The following is a 16,603-nucleotide window of genomic DNA, read 5'->3' on the forward strand; positions in this document are numbered from 1 at the left end:
TCACACCAATGGAGTACGCCCAGACCTAGGCGTAAGATCGGGTTCCCATTTTTCGAGCGCGTTCCGCGCAGGACGCGAGTCCGCAGAACCTCTCCCAGCGGTGAAGGCGGGCAAGTAAGGTCTGAGGGCGTCGATCACCCGAACGAGTGGCGTGCAGGACGCCGCGGAAGGAGCGCCACCCGTGCCGACGACGTCCACAGTGGTCGATCGGGCGGTGGGCTGCCTGCTCGGCGGCGCCCTCGGCGACTCGCTCGGCACCCTGGTGGAGTACGCCCCGTTGGAGGACATCCGCGCCGAGTTCGGCCCCGACGGGCTCACCGAACCCGCACCCCAAGCGCTGCTCGGCGACGCCACGCAGATGGCGCTGTTCGCCGGTGAGGGCTACCTGCACGCGTGGACCACAGGCAACAGCGGAGGGCCGTGGCGACCGGTCGAATCCACCGCCGCAGCGCTGCGACGCTGGCTGCTGACGCAGCAGGAGGACAAACCCGTCCCCGGAGCCACCGGACTGCTCGCCGAACCCGAGCTCTACGTCAGCCGCGCACCCGGCCTGACCAGCCTGCGCGCGCTCCAAGAGACCGAACTGGGCACGCCGGACCGGCCGCGCAACACCTCCAGGGGCTGCGGCGGCCTGGACCGCAGCACCCCGATCGGCTTCTCCCCCACGCCCGAGATGGCCTACCAGTTGGCCTGCCAGAGCGCGGCCCTGACGCACGGCGGCGTCGGCGGCTGGGCTTCGGCGGGAGCGCTCGCGCTGATCGTGCACCTGGTCGCGGTGCAGCAGCGCCGGTTGCCCGCAGCGGTAGACCAGGCCGCGGGTCGGGTGCTGCGGGAGGACTACGAGACCGCCAACGCCCTCGCCGAAGCCGCCACCCTGGCCCGGCTCGGCGCCAGCGTCGGACACATCGAACGCCTCGGCCAGGGCTGGGTGGGCCCGGAGGCGCTGGCCATCGGCGTCTACTGCGCGCTGGCCCTGCCCAAGCCCCAGCAGTTCACCGACGCCATCCGGTTGGCGGTCAACCACTCCGGCCACAGCGATTCCACGGCGGCGGTCACCGGCAGCATCCTCGGCGCCCGCCACGGCACGGCCGTCCTGCCCCGCCCGTGGCTGGCCCGGCTGGAACTGGCCGACGTCATCGAACGCATCGGCCACGACCTCGGCGCCTCCTGCTCAGGAGAGCACTTCAACGAACGCCGCTACCTCGGCCTCGCCTGACCCGTTCACTCCTCCCGTCGTGCCGGCAGGCTTGGCTGGAGCGTGGAGAGGGCTGTGCCGAGGTAGGCGATGTTGAAGGCGATGTGCAGCGCGACGAGGGCTCTGGCCGACTGGGTCACGGCGTGGATGTCGCCGAAACCGACCGTGCCCGTGATCGTCAACGAGAAGTACAGGGCATCGGTCTTGGTGCTCAGCCCCGCCAAGGCGTCCGGGGCGTGGACGGCCATGGCGTGGTAGACCGCCGCGAAGAACAGCACCGCCAGGTAGAAAGCCGCCACCACCCAGGCGATCGAAGTGCGCCCGGAGCGGTACCCGCGGACCTGGAAGTAGACCAGCACCGCGATTACGATCAGGCCGACCGCGAAGGCGGCCACCGCCCAGACCGTGCCTCCCAGGCCGTGCTCGCCGACCGGCAGCAGGTAGTAGCCGGTGGTGCACAGCGCCACCGCGAAGGCGGTGCTGGCGGAGGTGTACGTCCTTGGCACGGCCGTCAGCGTCGGTCAACGTCGGCGGCCGCGCCAGTCAAGCCGGAGCGGGCGCTCGGGATGCCCGGGCGAGTCGGCGGGTGCCGATGGCCCGGCAGACGAGGTAGATCACGAACGAGATGATCGTGACGAAGGCGCTCACCGGGGCTCCGGGAGCCAGCGAGAGCAGGATGCCGCCCAGCACCGCGACCTCCGCGAACACCACGGCCAGGACCGTCGCCCGCACCGGGCTCGCGGTCACCCGCGCGGCAGCCGCGCCGGGCGTGACCATCAGGGCCAGGACCAGCAGAGCGCCGACGGTGTAGACGCCCAGCGCCGTCGCGACGCCGACCAGGACCGCGAACAGCGGGGTCAGCACGCGGGTCGGCACACCGCGCGCGGTCGCCACGTCCGGGTCGACGCTGGCGAACAGCAGCGGCCGGTAGACGAAGGCCAGCACCAGCAGCACGACGATCGCGGAGCCGCTGAGCAGCAGCACGTCGGAGGAGTCCACCCCGACGATCTGCCCGACCAGCAGGCTGAACTTGTTCGCCGCGCGCTCCGGGTTCAGCCACAGCAGGAACACGCCCACGCCGAGCCCGAACGACAGGATCGCGCCGATCACCGAATCGCGTTCGCTGTGCTTCTGCCCCAGCAGACCGAGCAGCAGCGCGGCCACCACGGCGCCCGCCAGCGCGCCGACACCGACGCTCGCGCCCACCAGCAGCGCGGCGGCCGCGCCGGTGAAGGCCAGCTCGGCGGTGCCGTGCACGGCGAAGGACATCTTGCGGGCGACCACCAGCGGCGCCAGGCATCCCGACACCAGGCCGAGCGCGGCGGCGGCCAGCAGCGCCTGCTGCACGAACGGGTAGCCGAGCAGGTCGATCATGGTGTCGAAGTCGAACACCTTGCTCAGCGACTCCACTACGTCGTTCACGCTTCTTCCGCCCCCACCACGTGGTGATCGTCGTTCTCGGCTCCGGCCACGACCAGCCGCCCGCCGACGTGCGCGACCTCGATGTCGGTGCGGTAGAGCTCCGAGAGCGTTCCGGAGTTCATCACCTCGTCCGGAGCGCCGATCCGGAACCGGCCGTCGACCAGGTACAGCACCCGGTCCACCAGCGGCAGCACCGGGTTGATCTCGTGCGTCACGAACAGCACGCCCGCGTTCGTGCGGCGAGCCTGCTCGGAGATCAGCCGCGAGACCTTGCGCTGGTGCGAGAGGTCCAGCGACAGCAGCGGTTCGTCGCACAGCAGCACCGACGGGTTGCTGACCAGCGCCTGCGCCACCCGCAGCCGCTGCTGCTCACCGCCGGAGAGCAGGCCGACCGGCATCTTCGCGTACTCGGTGGCCTCGACCGCGCGCAGCGCGTCGGCGACCCGGCGCTTGCGCTCGCGGCGACCGCCGAAGCCCAGGCCCCAGTGGTGCCCGTCGAGACCGAGGCCGACGAGGTCGCTGCCGCGCACGGTCACGTTGGCTTCCAGCGCGCGTTGCTGCGGGACGTATCCGATCCGGTCGCTACCGCGCCGGGCCGGTTCCCCACCGATGTGGACGGTCCCGGAGTTGAGCTCCTGCAGGCCGAGCAGCACGCGCAGCAGGCTGGTCTTGCCGGACCCGTTCGGACCGAGCACGGCCACGAACTCGCCCGGTGCGACGTCCAGGTCCAGGCCGGACCACAGGGTCCGCTCGCCGTAGGCCAGCGTCGCGCCGCGCAGCGAGACGGCCGGAGGCCCGGCGGCGGCCTCAGCCGTCACCGGGTCCGTCGTGGTTTCCGCGATTCGTTCTGAGGTCATCGGTTGAGCGCACCTTGCAGGGCGGTGATCTGCGCGTCCATCCACTGCACGTAGCTCTGGCCCTCCGGCAGCGTCTCGGTCATCTCGACGACCGGGATGCGCTGCGAGTCGGCGGCGGCGCGCACGTTGCGGGTGACCGGCGATTCGGTCTGCGGGTTGTAGATCAAGGCAACGGCCTGGCGGGAGTTGATCGCTTTCTGGATGTCGGCGACGGCGGCGGCCGACGGGTCGGTCTCGGCTTCGATGGCGTTGACGAACGAAGGCGGGGTCACGTCGTCGAGCTTGGCGGCCTCGACCACGTAGTGCGCGACCGGCTCGGTGACGATCACCGGCTTGCCCTGGTGAGCTGCGGCGATCTCGCCGACGCGGCTCTCCAGACCGGCGACCTGCTGCTCGAACGCCGCGGCGTTGGCCTCGAACTGCTGGGCCTTGGCGGGTTGCACCTTGCCGAGCTCGGCGGCGACCTCGTCGGCGACCTCGTGCACGACGTGCAGGTCATACCAGACGTGCTCGTTGACGGAGTGGTCGTGCCCGGCGTGCTCGCCGGCGTGCGGCTCACCCTGCGGCGGCGCGGGCTGCTCGCCCTGCGGCGGCGCGGGCTGCTCATCCGCGTGCTCATCGGCGTGCTGTTCACCTGCCTGGGGCTCACCGGCGTGCGGCTCGCCCGCAGGCTGCTCGCCGGCGTGCGGCTCGCCCGCGTGCTCGCCCTGCGGCGGCGCGGGCTGCTCGCCCTGCGGCGGCGCGGGCTGCTCGTGCTCGGAATCGACCGCCTGCACCGTCGGCTTGGGGTTGTCGCCCAGCACCTGGGTCATGAACTCGTCGTAGCCGCCGCCGTTGAGCACCACCAGGTTCGCGTCGCTGATCTTCGCCGCGTCCTGCGGGCTGCTCTCGTAGGAGTGCGGGTCGGCTCCGGCGTCGTTGATGATCGACTCGACCTCCACGGCATCTCCGCCGACGGCCTGCGCGACGCTGCCCCACACGCTCGTCGAGGCGACCACCTTGATCTTGTCGTCGGGCCCGGGGGCTGCGGTCTCACCGGAGGAGCAAGCGGTCAGCGCGATGGCGCCGGCGGTCAGTCCGGCTAAAGCGGTCACAGCGGTGTGGCTGCGGACGGTCATGAGTGCACTCCCGGGTGATCAGGTGGACGCTTTCGAGCGACTCCAGATGCGAACGGTAACGGGAACCGTTGTCAACTACAGTTTAAGCACCCTTGGACCGAACGCTCCAGCACCAGGCGTACTCCCCGAACGCGACATCGACCACACGCAGCAAGAACGCCTCCGCCCGGGAACCAGGCGGAGGCGTTCGCGAGATCACCTGCCCCGCAGGAGGCAGCGGCGATCGGAACTGCTCTCAAGATCTCGCGCGAGCGGCGCGGCGCGAGGCGTGGAACCACCCTCGCAGCCGTCACCGCTGCGCTTTTCCGTTCGGGTTCCGCCGCCCGACCGCCGAGCAGCGGGACCACCAGCAGCCGTCCGAGATCAGGCGGCCAGGCGGTCACCCGTCTCGGGGTGGAACAGGTGCACCTCGCCCGCGTCGCGCAGGGCGACCTTGACCTGCTGCCCCAGGGCCGGAGGCGTGCGGCCGTCGGCGCGGACCACGAAGCGCTCCGAGGAGCCGCCGACCGAGATCGAGCCGTGGATCAGCGCGTCCGCGCCCAGTTCCTCGACGAGCTCGACGGTCATGTCCAGACCGTCGGCGTCGCTGGAGGCCAGCTCCAATGCCTCCGGGCGAACGCCGAAGGTGACCTCCTCGAGATCGCCGGCAGCGGCCATCGCCTCGCGGGACAGGGGGACCGTGGTGCCGTCCAGCACCGCGCCCTCGCTGGTCAGCGGGACCGTCTTGAGGTTCATCGCCGGCGAGCCGATGAAGCCCGCGACGAACGCGTTGGCCGGGTTCTCGTAGAGCTCGCGCGGGGTCGCCACCTGCTGCAGCAAACCGTCCTTGAGCACTGCCACGCGGTGGCCCATCGTCATCGCCTCGACCTGGTCGTGGGTGACGTAGATGGTCGTGGTCCCCAGCCGCTTCTGCAGCGCGGCGATGTTGGCCCGGGTCTCCACGCGCAGCTTCGCGTCCAGGTTGGACAGCGGCTCGTCCATCAGGAAGACGCTGGGCTCGCGGACGATCGCGCGTCCCATCGCGACCCGCTGGCGCTGACCGCCGGAGAGCGCCTTGGGCTTGCGGTCCAGGTACTTCTCGAGGTCCAGCATCCGCGCGGCCTCGGTCACCTTCTCGTTGATGACCGCCTTGGGCGCCTTGCGGAGCTTGAGCGCGAAGCCCATGTTCTCGGCGACCGTCATGTGCGGGTAGAGCGCGTAGGACTGGAACACCATCGCGATGTCCCGAGCCTTGGGCGGAGTGTTGGTGACATCGTTGCCACCGATGGAAATACCACCCTCGTCGATGTCCTCGAGTCCGGCCAGCATGCGCAGCGCGGTGGACTTTCCGGAGCCGGAGGGCCCCACCAGAACGAGGAACTCGCCGTCGGCGACGTCCAGTTCCAGCTGGTCAACCGCCTTGACCGGCGGGCTGCCGGGATATACGCGAGAGGCGTTGACGTACGCGACCTCAGCCATTTGTGACACCCTTCACTACAATCGGTCCCCGAGAAAGTAGCGTCGTTTTGTCCGAACGTCACCCCACCGACTGAACCAATTCCGGAGCGTGATCACTCCGCGTCGCTCCGTGTTCACCATTCGAACATCAGTGGGACGTAGGTCATGCTCGCTTCACGCTCGGGTTCTGAACCGTTACGGTTCCTCCATGGCGCGGTCAACGAATGCCCGGCGGCCTGCGACCCTCGCGTCGCTCGCTGCGGAACTCGGGGTTTCCCGGACGACGGTGTCGAACGCCTACAACCGTCCGGATCAGCTGTCCCCTGAGCTGCGCAAGCGCGTCCTGGAGACGGCGCGGCGGCTCGGCTACCCCGGACCGGACCCTGTCGCGCGCTCGCTGCGCACCCGCAAGGCGGGTGCCGTCGGCCTGCTCCTCACCGAGAACCTCTCCTACGCCTTCCGCGACCCCGGCGCCGTCGGATTCCTGGAAGGACTCGCGCTCGCTTGCGAGGACGCCGGACAGGGCCTCACCCTCATACCGGCCAGCCCGGAGCGCGAGGACGTCGCGGCGGTGCACCGCGCCGGTGTCGACGGCTTCGTCGTCTACTCCGTTCCCGAGGACGACCCGCACCTGGCCGCCGTGCTGGAACGCCCCGTGCCCGTGGTGGTCTGCGACCAGCCGCGCCTGGACAACCTGGACTGGGTCGGGCCGGACGACCGCAAGGCCATCAAGGCAGTCGCAGATCACCTGATCGGTCTCGGGCACCGGCGCATCGGCGTGCTGTGCATGCGCCTGGCGCGCGGCCGCAACGACGGCCCGGCCACCGTGCAGCGGCAGGCCAACGCCAGCTTCCACGTGCAGAAGGCTCGGTTGACCGCGCTCGCCGAGGAGTTCAGCGAGGCCGGCGTGGACTGGACGACGGTGCCCGTGGTGGAGCGCTTCGACCACACCCTCGACTCGGGCGCCTCCGCCGCCGCTCAGGCGCTGGAGATCGACCCGGAGATCACCGCGCTGGTGTGCACCTCGGACATCCTGGCGCTCGGCGCGCTGCGCGAGGCCGGTAACCGCGGCCTGCGCGTGCCGGAAGACCTGACCATCACCGGTTTCGACGGCATCCCGGACGCCGAGCGCGCCGGGCTCACCACGGTCCGCCAGCCCTGGCTTGAGAAGGGCCGCGCGGCGGGTCGCCTCCTGCTGGAGACCAGCGAACCGAGCCGTCCCCGTCACATCCAGCTCGAAACGCAGCTGATCACCGGATCGACGTCGGGTCCGCCCCGCTCCGGCGAGGAGTTCTGGTTCGGCCCCTGATTCCCGCAGCCGCGGAGGGATCGCCGTTCACCTCAGGTGGGCGGCGATCGTTCACGTCCGGAGTCAGTAGTTGACCCACTCGCCCTGGGCGTAGTCGAGGATCGTGGGGTGCATCAGCGTCGAGGGCGCGAGATCCGGGAGCCGGGCGCGGTCCGGCGGGAAGGTCTGGGCGGCGCGCAGGGTTTCGGCGTCGAGCGAGCGCAGCGGCGGAACGTCCTGCGGCAAGCGCGGTTCCGGCGGCCCCTCCTGCGTGAACAGGTGGAACCCCCACTCGCCGAAGGCGGGGACCGACACCTCGTAGGGCGTGGTGCGCAGGCCCAGCGAGCGCAGCGTGGCCTCGACGCACCAGTACGCCTTCGGCGCGAAGTACGGCGATCCCGCCTGCACGACCGCGCGGGCGTGGTCGGACATGGCCTGGGAGACCAGGCCGTAGAACTCCGCCGAGTACAGCTTGGCCGTGGCGGTGGAGTCCGCGTCGGGCATGTCGACCAGGACGACGTCGTAGCGCTCGCGGTTCTCCCGCAGCCAGCTGAAGGCGTCGCCCGCCACCGCGCGCACCCGCGGGTCGTCGAAGGCGTTGCGGTTCAGCGAGGACACGCGCGGATCCGTGCGTGCCAGTTTTAGCACCGCCGGGTCGAGGTCGACCAGCGTCACGTCCCGGACATCGGGGTAGCGCAGGACCTCCCGCACCGCCAGGCCGTCTCCGCCGCCGAGGACCAGGACCCGCTCGCGCGGGCCGTTCATCGCCGGGTGGACCAGCGCCTCGTGGTAGCGGTACTCGTCGACCGAGCTGAACTGGAGATCGCCGTTGAGGTACATCCGGGTGTCCTTCGCCCCGCTCAGCGACACCGACTCGGTGAGCACCACGTCCTGGTAGGGCGAGCGCTCGGCGTGCACCACGGGATGGGCGTAGAGCGCCTGCCGGGCGGTGATCTCGAAGTCGTCGGCGAACGCGTACGCCCCCAGCAGCAGGCCGCCGACCAGCATCGACGCGCCGATCAGCAGCAGTCGGGCGCGCTTGGTCAGCTCGCGGCGGAACACCGTGAGCACCAGGCCCAAACCGGCTGCGGCGTTGACCATCCCGACCAGCAGGGCACCCTGCACCTGCCCGAACAGCGGCAGCAGCAGGAACGGGAAGGCCAGGCCGCCCACGAGCCCACCGACGTAGTCGGCCGCGAACAGGTCGGCCACCGCGGAACCCGCGTCCTGCCTGCGGATGCGCTGCAGCAGCACCATCAGCAGCGGGATCTCGGCACCGATCAGCAGTCCCAGCACCAGCGCCGTCGCGATCAGCGCCGGTAAGTACAGGCTCAGCCACGCGAACGCCGCGTACAGCCCGAGAACGCTGAGCCCGCCGAGCAGCGCCAGCAGCAGCTCGATCCCGGCGAAGGCGGCAGCGGCCCACGGTTGCAGGGGTTTCGCGGTCAGCGCGCCGATGCCCATCGCGAACACCATCAGCGACAGCACGATCGATGCCTGCCCGATGGTGTCGCCGATCAGGTAACTGCCGAGCGCGACCAGCGCGAGCTCGTAGACCAGTCCGCACGCGGCGCAGACGAACACGGCCACCAGCACCGCGAACCGCGCGGTGCGGCCTCGCGGTGCTCCAGCGGTCTCGTCCTGCGCCGGAGCGGCTTCGGTGGTCGTCAATAGATCGATGCGGCCATGAGCACCGCGATCACCACGTGCGCAGCAGCCGACACCCAGGTGGCCGGGTGCATGTTCGGCGAGGCCAGCTCGTCACCGAGCTTGCCCGGCGTGATGGCATCGATGAGCAGGAACGACAGGCTCATCAGCACCATCCCGAGCAGGCCGTAGGCGACCGTGCCGACCAGGCCGAGCAGCAGGTCGTTGGCGCTGGCCATGATCGCGGTGGTGAGGATGATCCCGACGCCGATCAGGCCGGAGACCAGCAGCAGCGCGGCGTTCGGGTTGCGGTTGACCCAGATCAGGTCGCGCAGCTTGCCGGGGGTGGCGAGGTCGACGAGCACGTAGCCGAGGGCCATCATCGCCACGCCGATCACCCCGTAGGCGACCGCGGCGAGCAGGCCGGCGAGCAGTTCGTTGAGCAAGGTGGTGTGCCCTTCCCGTGTCGTGGTGCGTCAGCGCGGGGGCCCGGCCGGAGCCGCCCGCGGAGGTCGTGGTCGGTGCGCGGTTCCGGCGGCGAGTCCGCTCATCATTTGCCGACTCCCGGTCCGCCGCCGCGGAAGCTCTCGCCGCGCGTGGACGTCCAGCCCCACACGTGACCGACGTGGCTGTGGTAGCGGTGGTAGGCGCGGTCGGCGTCCATCAGGTGGATGACCGATCCGCGCTGGTGCGGCTGGATGATCACGGCGTCGTCGGAGTAGCGCAAGTAGATGCCCGAGGCGTCGGAGGACTGCGCCTGCGGACGCCACTTGGCGGTGATCTCGGCGGCGACGGTCTGCGGTGGCTTCGGGCTGGTGTAGGCCTCGTTGTCGTCGTCACCGGCGATGTCGAGGTGCGCGGCGCGCGTGTAGGTCTGCGCGACGTAGCCGCGCGCCCCGCCACCACCGGAGAAGATCATCACGAGCCCGACGATCAAGGCGATCACCACGGCCACCGCCGCGATGACGAACCAGTACTTGTGTTTCATCGATCAATCCGCCGTCGGGTAGATGAGCACGTCGTAGCGGCCGAGCTCCTCGCCCGCGGAGGCCTCCCACGCGGCGCCGCCGTAGGACTCGAAGCCCAGCAGCGCGCCGTCGGAGGCCTCGTAGTCGTGGTAGCGCACGGTTCCCTCGGCATCGAGACCCGTCGTGGCCTCGCTGCGGAAGGTCGCCGAGCCCGACTCGCCCGAGCGGTAGGTGCGGCCGTCGTGCTCAACGGTCGCCTCACCAGGGGCACCGACGCCGGTGACCGGCTTCCACAGCGTCAGGACCAGGTCCGGGTCCTCCTCGACCGCCAGCCACAGCTGCGTGCCCTTGGCGTCGTCGAGCAGGTGCTCCGACCAGCCCCAACCGCCCTCGTCGAGCCGGAGGCTCCCGCGCACGGTGTAGGTGGTCGAGCGGATCTCCACGATGTCCCCGGCCTTGAGCGCACGGGGATCACCTCGCAACGAGTCCTGGTCGCCGGTCCCGAAGGGGTCCTGCGGCACTCCTGCCCGGGACTCCCCCTGCCGGGCCGCCCGCCGCGCCCGCATCCCGAGCACCACGGCGACGACCCCGACCACAACCAGCAGCAACACCAAGACGACCAGCATTTCGGCCATTCCGGTACGCCCCTTCCGCGCGATTTCCGGGCCGAGGCTATCGCTCGCGGATCACCCGAGTGGCCCAAAACCCCGAAACGTGACCAATCGCGGCGGGAAGAGGAGAAGGGCCGCTCACCCGATCGGTGAGCGGCCCGTTCCAGGGTTGATCAGGCGGACAGCAGCTGGGCGCAGCGGATCAGGCCCAGGTGGGAGTACGCCTGCGGGTGGTTGCCCAGGGAGCGCTCCGCGATCGGGTCGTACTCCTCGGACAGCAGGCCGGTCGGCCCGGCGGTGTCCACGATCTGCTGGAAGAGCTCCTCGGCCTCGGTGCGGCGACCGGTGAGCAGGTAGGACTCGATCAGCCACGCCGCGCAGAGGTGGAAACCGCCCTCGTCACCCGGCAGACCGTCGTCCCGCCGGTAGCGGTAGACGGTGGAGCCGCTGCGCAGCTCCGCCTCGATCGCGGTGACGGTGGCGCGGAACCGCTCGTCGGACGGGTCGATCAACCCCGACAACCCGACGTAGAGCGAGGCCGCGTCGAGGTCGGAACCCTCGTAGGCGGTGGTGAACGCCTGCACGTCCGGGTGCCAGCCGTTCTTCACCACGTCCTCGGAGATCTGGTCGCGCAGCGGGACCCAGCCGTCCTCGACCTCGCGGCCGTAGGCCTCGGCGATCTTGATCGCGCGGTCCAGGGTCACCCAGCACATCACCTTGGAGTAGACGTGGTGCCGGGGCGCGTCGCGCTCCTCCCAGATGCCGTGGTCGGGCTCGAACCAGCGCTTGCTGACCGCATCGGCCATCGCGGTGACCAGTTCCCAGTCGTTGTCCCGGACCGTGCCGGTGGCCTGCGCCAGGTGCGCGATGAGCTCCACGACCGGACCGAACACGTCCAGCTGGACCTGCTGGTCGGCGAGGTTGCCGACGCGCACCGGACGCGATCCGGCGTAGCCGGGCAGGCTGTCGATGACGGCCTCCGGGCCCAGACCGGTGCCCTGCAGCGAGTACAGCGGGTGCAGCCGCTCCGGGCCGGGAACGGTCTCCAGCACCCGGTGCAGCCAGTCCAGGAACGCCTCCGCCTCAGCCTTGGAACCCAGCGTGACCAGCGCCTGAGCGGTCATCGCACCGTCCCGCAGCCAGCAGTAGCGGTAGTCCCAGTTGCGGACGCCGCCGATCTCCTCCGGCAGCGAGGTGGTCGCGGCCGCCATGATCGCTCCGGTGTCGGAGTGCACCAGGCCGCGCAGCGTCAGCGCCGAGCGGGCCACCAGTTCGCGCTCGACCTCCGGCAGCGACAGGGTCTTCATCCACTCCGACCAGTACGCCTCGGTCTCGGCCCGACGGGCGGGCTCGTCGGTGGGCGTGAGGTCCTCGGTGCCGCCGCGCATCTCCAGCACGACCGGCTCGCCCTCGGTGAGCTCGATGACGGCCCTCGCCGACTGGTGCACGCCGTCTGAGGCGATCTCCCACTGCACGCCCGGCGAGTACACCACCATCGGCTCGGAGGTGCCCTGCACGCGCAGACCCCCGGCTTCCGGGGTGATCCGCACCGGCACCTGGCCGAACTCGGGACGTGGCGCGAAGTCCACCGACACCGTGGTGCTGCCGCTGAGGACCCGCACCAGGTCGGTGCGGTGCGTGTCGGTGCCGTGCGCGAGGTAGTCGGTGACCAGCAGCCGCGACCAGCGGGTCTCGACCGTCATGGTGTTGGGCACGTAGCGCTGGCCGAGCGGCAGCGGGCTGCGCTGCCCGCCGTTGCCGCCGACGTGCGGGCGGATGCTGAAGTGACCGGCGGCGGGACCGCCGAGCAGATCGGCGAACACCGCGGCCGAGTCGGGACCCGGGTGGCACATCCAGGTCACCCGGGCGTCCGGGGTGACGAGGGCGATGTTGCGCTCGTTGGACAGCATGGTCAGCCGCTCGATGGGCGGCGCCTGCTCGCCGTAGAGCCAGGTGCGCCGCTCCTCCGTGAGGAACGCCAGCACGGTGGCGACGTCGGTGGTGCTGCTGATCCGGTGCGCGGCCAGCGAGTCGCCTTCGCCGACCTTGATCCCCAGGTCAGGACCTTGGAGCCGAGCGAACGCCTTCTCGTCGGTGACGTCGTCGCCGAGGAAGATCGCGGCGGTGGCACTGACCTGGTGGCGCAGCGCGTCGAGGGCGTTGCCCTTGTCGGTCTGCACCACGGAGAGCTCGATGACGGCCTTGCCCTCGGTGACCTGCACGCCCTCCCACCGCGCGGGGCCGTTGCGGACGGCGTCGAGGACGGACTCGGACACGTCGTCCTCGGCGCGGCGGACGTGCACCGCGACGCTGGCGGGCTTGGCCTCCAGCGTCACGCCGGGCTGGCCGCGCACGATGTCCTGGACGGATACCTGGAGTTCGGTGCGCAACTGGGTGGCCTCGGGTTCGAGGCCGTGCACGAAGCCGACGTCGAACTCCGAGCCGTGGCTGCCGACGAGGTGGACCTCCGCCGGCAGCCGGGACAGGGTGGCCAGGTCGCGCAGCGCGCGTCCGGAGATCACCGCCGTGGTGGTGGCGGGCAGCGCGGCGAGCGACCGCAGCGCGTGCACCGATTCGGGTAGCGGTTTGGCCTGAGTCGGGTCGGCCACGATCGGTGCGAGCGTGCCGTCGTAGTCGCAGGCGACCAGAAGTCGAGGCGTCCGCGCGAGCTGCACGATCATGCGTCGCAGCTCCGCAGGCAGGGCTTCGGCGGTCAACGCCATACTCCTTGGGGGCGGGTCAAGTCTGGATGGATCGATCCGGTTCGCCGCCGGCGAAGACCGTCTGCTGGCGACCGGTTCTGCTCAGTATCGCCGACGTCGCGCGATCCGTGTTCCGGACCGGTTTGCCGCCAGCTACTCCACGAGGGGTGCGCCCAACGCTTCGAGGAACGACCGCGCCCAGCGGTCGACGTCGTGCGTGAGCACTTGCCTACGCAGAGCGCGCATCCTACGGCGGCCCTCCGCCTCGTCGATCTCCAGGGCGGCGAGCAGCGCGTCCTTCACGCCATCCAGGTTGTGGGGGTTGACCAAGAACGCACTGGTGAGTTCCGCGGCGGCCCCGGCGAATTCGCTGAGGACCAGTGCGCCGCCCAGGTCGTGGCGGCAGGCGACGTACTCCTTGCAGACGAGGTTCATCCCATCGCGCACCGGGGTGACGACCATGACGTCGGCGGCGGTGTAGAGCGCGACGAGGTCCTTCTTGTCCACCGACGTGTGCAAGTAATGCACGGCTGGGTGACCGACCCGGCCGAAGAGGCCGTTGATCCGGCCCACCTCGCGCTCGATGTCCTCGCGCATCTGCTTGTAGTGCTCGACTCGTTCCCGGCTGGGCGTGGCGACCTGGATCATCGTCACGTCCTCGGCCTTGATGTGGCCCTCGGCGAGCAGCTCGTGCATCGCGTGCAGCCGCACGTCGATGCCCTTGGTGTAGTCCAGCCGATCCACGCCGAGCATGATCTTGCGCGGGTTGCCCAGGTCGGCGCGCAGCTTCTTGACGCGCTGCTGAACGTCCTTGCTGCGCGCCAGCTTGTCCAGCTCGGTGGAGGCGATGGAGATCGGGAACGCGCCCACCCGCACGGTCCGGTCACCGACCTGCACGACACCCGGCCGGTTGCGCACGCCGACCTGGCCGCGGCTGGGCTCGAAGCCGGCGAGCCTGCGGGCAAGCCAGAGGAAGTTCTGCGCGCCGCCGGGCCGGTGGAACCCGACCAGGTCGGCGCCGAGCAGGCCGCGCACGATCTCGGTCCGCCACGGCAGCTGCATGAACAGCTCGACCGGCGGGAACGGGATGTGCAGGAAGAAACCGATCCGCAGGTCGGGCCGCAGGTCGCGCAGCATCGCGGGCACCAGCTGGAGCTGGTAGTCCTGCACCCACACGGTGGCGCCTTCGGCGCTGACCTCGGCGGCGGCTTCGGCGAAGCGGCGGTTCACCCGCTGGTAGGCGTGCCACCAGGAGCGGTCGAACACCGGCGGCACGACCACGTCGTGGTAGAGCGGCCACAGCGTGGCGTTCGAGAAACCCTCGTAGTACTCGGCGAACTCGTCGGCCGACAGCCGGACCGGGTACAGCTGCATCTCGTCATCGTCGAAGCGCTCGACGTCGACGTCGGCGACGCCCGGCCAGCCGACCCAAGCTCCGCGACGCGCGCGCAGGAACGGCTCCAGCGCGGTGACCAGCCCACCCGGGCTGTGCTTCCAGCGCTCGGTGCCGTCCTCCAGCTTCTCCAGGTCGACGGGAAGCCGATTGGCGACCACGACGAAGTCCGCCCGGTCGGAACTCCTGTTGGGCCCGTCGCCCTCGCTCACCGGAAACCCTCCTGCCATGTATCCACCTGTAGTTGTGAGGCTACTTAACCCACACCGCCACCGCGTGCTTCGTGTGGACCAAACACACCCGCGTGTTTCGGTCCGGATGGGGCCTTAACTTCGTTCCCGTTGCGGAACGCGGCAAAACGGCGGTCAGTCCAGGCGCCGCTTGCTGGGGCGCAGCGGACCGGACAGCCTCGGCCCGGAGATCCGCCGCTCCAGCCGGCCCAGCCTGCTGCGCACCGGTTGCGCCAGGTACTCACCGAGCACCACGCCCGCACCGAGGGCGAGCCCGGTGGCCACCGCCAGCATCAGCGTCGCCACACCGGCCGGGCTGCGGAGCACCGACAGCTCGAACAGGCCCCGGTACGTCGCCAGACCGGGCAGCAGCGGCGACACGGCGGAGACCGCGACGACCAGCGCGGGGATCTCCAGCCGGCGGGCGACGATGCCGCCAGCGAAACCGACGACGGTGGTGGCCACCGCCCCGGCCAGCACCGGGTTGAGCTCCACGCCGCCCTGCACGATCAGCGTCGCGTGCACCCCGGCCGCCACACCACCAGCGATGCCCGCGATCAGCAGCGGCCGCGGTGGCGCGTAACTGGCCAGCGCGAAGCACGCCGAGGTGGAGGCACCGGCGAGGACCTGCACCGACAGCAGCAGCGCCGGCGTGCTCACCTGGGCTCTGCCCAGCGACTGGGCGTCCAACCCGGCCACGTTCTCGCCGCCGATGCGCAGGCCCACGTAGAGCGCCAGGACCACGCCCGCGATCAGCCCGGCGGTCATCATCGCCAGTTCGGCCATCCGGCCCGCCGCCGTGACGTTGTAGCCGGTGATGGCGTCCTGCATGGAACCGACGACGGTCATACCGGACAGCAGGACGATGATGCTCGCGGCGATCGCCAGCGGCGGGTCGTGCAGCATCCCTGCGGCGTAGGCGCCCAGCGCGAGGCTGGTGGCGATCGCGCCGCCGACGGCTTGCTGGAAGAAGAACGGCAGGGCGCGCTTGTTGAGCAACCTCCCGATGCGGTCGACCAGCGCGCTGGTGCCCGCGGCGACCAGCGGCAGGAAAGGGTCCTCGCCGCCGCCGAGCAGCACGGCCAGCGACGCGGCCATGCCCGCCCAGGCCAGGGTGGCGACCCAGCGCGGGAACGGGTGCGGCGCGGTGGTGATCCGGTCCAGATCGGCGTAGGCGTCGCTGGCGCTGATCTCGCCCGAGGTGATCCGCCGCAGCAGCTTCTCGACGTCGGCGAGCCGCGTGTAGTCGATGGAGCGGTTGCGGACCACGCGCAGCGAGGTGATCGGCGGCTGCTCGGTGCCCCGGTAGCAGGAGACGGTGATCGACGTGTAGATCACGTCGACCTCGCAGTGCGGCAGACCGTAGGCGCTGACCACGCCGATGATGGTCGCGGTGACGTCGGAGGCGCCCGCACCGCTGGCCATCTGCACCTCACCGATGCGCAGGCCGAGGTCCAGGACCAGGTGGACGGTTGACTCGTCGGGCAGCGAGGGCCCGAAGACGACGTTGCGAGAACCCGGGACGGTCGTCTGCTCGGGGTCGCGCCGCCGCAGCACACCACGCGCGCGCTGCGTGATTCCCACCGCGGACTTTCCTTCCTGCCGCGCCCCGCGAACGGGGCGCCGCCGTGGCTGATCTTCCCCTCGGGGATCGCCTGTCATGAGCGGACCGTTGCACTCGGCATCTGTGGCTTCCATCACCTGGTCGTCGAGGCGAGCGTGGCCGCTTCCCAGC

At 70.6% G+C, this 16,603-nt stretch carries 14 protein-coding genes; 2 read left to right on the forward strand and 12 right to left on the reverse strand.

From position 1 onward, the window contains the following. Positions 1-181: 181 nt before the first annotated feature. The gene (locus tag E1161_RS13695; protein WP_132623311.1) at positions 182-1,216 is read left to right on the forward strand and encodes an ADP-ribosylglycohydrolase family protein; all 1,035 of its coding nucleotides are present in this window, start codon (positions 182-184) and stop codon (positions 1,214-1,216) included. A gap of 5 nt (positions 1,217-1,221) precedes the next feature. Here the strand turns inward: E1161_RS13695 and E1161_RS13700 are convergent, their stop codons facing one another. The 5 genes from E1161_RS13700 to E1161_RS13720 form a co-directional block, all read right to left on the reverse strand. Beyond that, positions 1,222-1,701, reverse strand: coding sequence for an ion channel (locus E1161_RS13700; protein WP_132623313.1), 480 nt, complete (start codon positions 1,699-1,701; stop codon positions 1,222-1,224). A gap of 37 nt (positions 1,702-1,738) precedes the next feature. Then, the gene (locus E1161_RS13705; RefSeq protein ID WP_408011987.1) at positions 1,739-2,596 is read right to left on the reverse strand and encodes a metal ABC transporter permease; all 858 of its coding nucleotides are present in this window, start codon (positions 2,594-2,596) and stop codon (positions 1,739-1,741) included. 17 nt (positions 2,597-2,613) lie between these two features. Continuing rightward, the gene (locus tag E1161_RS13710; protein ID WP_132623317.1) at positions 2,614-3,474 is read right to left on the reverse strand and encodes a metal ABC transporter ATP-binding protein; all 861 of its coding nucleotides are present in this window, start codon (positions 3,472-3,474) and stop codon (positions 2,614-2,616) included. Then, complete coding sequence (locus E1161_RS13715) at positions 3,471-4,592, reverse strand: metal ABC transporter solute-binding protein, Zn/Mn family (RefSeq protein WP_132623319.1); 1,122 nt, start codon at positions 4,590-4,592, stop codon at positions 3,471-3,473. The genes E1161_RS13710 and E1161_RS13715 overlap by 4 nt, the downstream gene beginning before the upstream one ends. A gap of 363 nt (positions 4,593-4,955) precedes the next feature. Next, on the reverse strand, positions 4,956-6,050 hold the full coding sequence (locus E1161_RS13720; protein ID WP_132623321.1) for an ABC transporter ATP-binding protein: 1,095 nt from the start codon (positions 6,048-6,050) through the stop codon (positions 4,956-4,958). A gap of 187 nt (positions 6,051-6,237) precedes the next feature. Here E1161_RS13720 and E1161_RS13725 point away from each other — a divergent pair, with 187 nt between their 5' ends. Next, entirely contained in the window at positions 6,238-7,338 is a 1,101-nt protein-coding gene (locus E1161_RS13725; RefSeq protein WP_132623323.1) for a LacI family DNA-binding transcriptional regulator, read from the forward strand. A gap of 63 nt (positions 7,339-7,401) precedes the next feature. Here E1161_RS13725 and E1161_RS13730 read toward each other — a convergent pair whose 3' ends face one another. From E1161_RS13730 to E1161_RS13760, 7 genes are all read right to left on the reverse strand, one after another. Beyond that, positions 7,402-8,988 (reverse strand): polyamine aminopropyltransferase, encoded by a 1,587-nt coding sequence (locus tag E1161_RS13730; RefSeq protein ID WP_132623325.1) that lies wholly within the window; start codon positions 8,986-8,988, stop codon positions 7,402-7,404. Beyond that, positions 8,985-9,410, reverse strand: coding sequence for a DUF350 domain-containing protein (locus E1161_RS13735; protein WP_132623327.1), 426 nt, complete (start codon positions 9,408-9,410; stop codon positions 8,985-8,987). Before E1161_RS13735 ends, E1161_RS13730 begins: the two co-directional genes overlap by 4 nt. A gap of 104 nt (positions 9,411-9,514) precedes the next feature. Further along, entirely contained in the window at positions 9,515-9,952 is a 438-nt protein-coding gene (locus tag E1161_RS13740; RefSeq protein WP_132623329.1) for a DUF4247 domain-containing protein, read from the reverse strand. Between the two features lie 3 nt (positions 9,953-9,955). Further along, the gene (locus tag E1161_RS13745) at positions 9,956-10,567 is read right to left on the reverse strand and encodes a DUF4178 domain-containing protein (RefSeq protein ID WP_235875007.1); all 612 of its coding nucleotides are present in this window, start codon (positions 10,565-10,567) and stop codon (positions 9,956-9,958) included. A gap of 149 nt (positions 10,568-10,716) precedes the next feature. After that, complete coding sequence (gene otsB, locus E1161_RS13750; protein ID WP_207920235.1) at positions 10,717-13,266, reverse strand: trehalose-phosphatase; 2,550 nt, start codon at positions 13,264-13,266, stop codon at positions 10,717-10,719. 132 nt (positions 13,267-13,398) lie between these two features. After that, positions 13,399-14,850: an alpha,alpha-trehalose-phosphate synthase (UDP-forming) gene (locus E1161_RS13755; protein ID WP_235875008.1), complete on the reverse strand. Its 1,452-nt coding sequence runs from the start codon at positions 14,848-14,850 to the stop codon at positions 13,399-13,401. Between the two features lie 153 nt (positions 14,851-15,003). Further along, positions 15,004-16,452 (reverse strand): threonine/serine exporter family protein, encoded by a 1,449-nt coding sequence (locus tag E1161_RS13760; protein ID WP_132623335.1) that lies wholly within the window; start codon positions 16,450-16,452, stop codon positions 15,004-15,006. Positions 16,453-16,603: the final 151 nt, after the last annotated feature.

This window comes from Saccharopolyspora aridisoli, from assembly GCF_004348445.1.
GTDB lineage: Bacteria > Actinomycetota > Actinomycetes > Mycobacteriales > Pseudonocardiaceae > Saccharopolyspora > Saccharopolyspora aridisoli.